This is a genomic window from Synechococcus sp. R6-10, assembly GCF_047461815.1.
Lineage (GTDB): Bacteria > Cyanobacteriota > Cyanobacteriia > Thermostichales > Thermostichaceae > Thermostichus.
In genome coordinates this window covers 1-1,605 of sequence record NZ_JANSHW010000617.1, presented here as the reverse complement: position 1 = coordinate 1,605, position 1,605 = coordinate 1, and the positions used below count along the sequence as shown (strand labels likewise).

General features: G+C 60.4%; 2 protein-coding genes. One reads left to right on the top strand and one right to left on the bottom strand.

Annotated elements, in window-relative coordinates; genetic code table 11:
• Positions 1–638, bottom strand: a 638-nt coding sequence (locus NW837_RS14605) for a DEAD/DEAH box helicase (protein ID WP_414332298.1), incomplete at its 3' end; no start/stop codon positions are given.
• 195 nt (positions 639–833) lie between these two features.
• Here NW837_RS14605 and hisB point away from each other — a divergent pair.
• The gene (hisB, locus tag NW837_RS14600; protein WP_011432314.1) at positions 834–1,454 is read left to right on the top strand and encodes an imidazoleglycerol-phosphate dehydratase HisB; all 621 of its coding nucleotides are present in this window, start codon (positions 834–836) and stop codon (positions 1,452–1,454) included.
• Positions 1,455–1,605: the final 151 nt, after the last annotated feature.

Below are 1,605 nucleotides of genomic sequence, written 5' to 3'. Positions count from 1 at the left end.
AGGTTGGCCCGCAGGGGATCGGCGCGAATGTGCTCCGGATCCCGCAGCCCCAGGATTTGGCTGAGGCGGCTGCAGGTTTGGGGGTCAGCCGTGGCGGTAAAAGCGGCGATGGGAAAAGAGGGCTTCACCGGGGCCAGAGCCGGGCGCAGCAATCCCAGACGGCGGTAGTCGGGCCGGAAGGATCCCCCCCAATGCACCAACGTGTGGGCCTCATCCACGATCAGGCCGTTGATGTGCACCTGAGGCTGTTGCAGCCGTTGCCAAACGGGGGGGCTGAATAGGGTCTCCGGCCCCAAATAGAGCAGGCGCAGTCGGTTTTCCTCAAGGGCCTTCAACACCCGCTTGCGCAGGGCTGGATCCAGTTCGCTGTGGAGACAGGCTGCCGGCAGCTTGCGTTTCCAGAGATCCTGAACTTGGTCTTCCATCAGGGCGATCAGGGGCGAGACCACCAGCGTCACCCCTGTTTGCAGCAGGGCTACTAGCTGAAAGCACAGGGATTTGCCAAACCCCGTCGGCAACACCACCAGCGCGTCGCGCTTGTCCAGCAGAGCGCGGATCACCTGATCCTGCGGTGGGCGCAGCGTCTCGTAACCCCAGTGTTGCTTGAGGGCGCGCTGAATCTGCTGCCAATCCTGCAAACGGCAACCCCTTCTTCAACACTCTCTTCCAGCACTCTACGGCAATTCCAAGGGAAAAAAGAGCAGGGCGGAGAAAGGAAAGAGCCTCTCTTCTCGCTCCTCACTGCTTAGGCCGTGTGGTGCCGATGCTCGCAGGCTTGTGCAATTCTAGAGCTGGAGCCTACCTGCTGCTCCACAGCGTTCTCGGCCACTTCCATGACTGCCCTCGACTCCTCGCGCCTGCTCCAGCCCAGAACGGCCTCTGTTCACCGTCGCACTGGAGAAACGGATGTCCAAATTCATCTGAACCTGGATGGCAGCGGGCGCCATGAGATCGATACTGGGATCCCCTTTTTGGATCACATGCTGGCCCAGCTCAGCACCCACGGGTTGATCGATTTGCAGATCAAGGCCATAGGGGATCTGCACATCGACGATCACCACACCAACGAAGATGTGGGCATCACGCTGGGACAGGCTCTGGCGCAGGCTTTGCAGGATCGGCGGGGCATTCATCGCTTCGGCCATTTTTGGGCGCCTTTGGATGAAGCCCTGGTGCAGGTGGTGCTGGATTTTTCGGGTCGCCCTCACCTCAGCTATGGCCTGGAGCTGCCCACAGAGCGCATTGGCCGCTACGAAACCCAGTTGGTGCGGGAGTTTTATCAGGCGGTGGTCAACCACGCCCAGCTTACCTTGCACATTCGCCAAGCTGCCGGTCTCAACGCCCACCACATTGTCGAGGCCAGTTTTAAGGCGTTTGCCCGTGCCCTGCGCATGGCTGTAGAACGGGATCCCCGCCGACAAGAAGGGATCCCTAGTTCGAAGGGAGTACTCTAGGCATGAACTGGCCACGGAGACTGTTGGCCTTGGCTCTGGGATTGGGGACAGTTTTCTTCAGTCTGGGCCAGATGGGGGGTGCAGAGCGCTTGGGGGTGTTTCTGCCGCCTTTGTTTGATTGAGTTCTCCTTGCCCGTGGAGGATCTGGCCC

Bases quoted from the DNA above. Each gene is read 5' to 3' on its own strand.
- hisB (WP_011432314.1), top strand. From the start codon at position 834: ATGACTGCCCTCGACTCCTCGCGCCTGCTCCAGCCCAGAACGGCCTCT.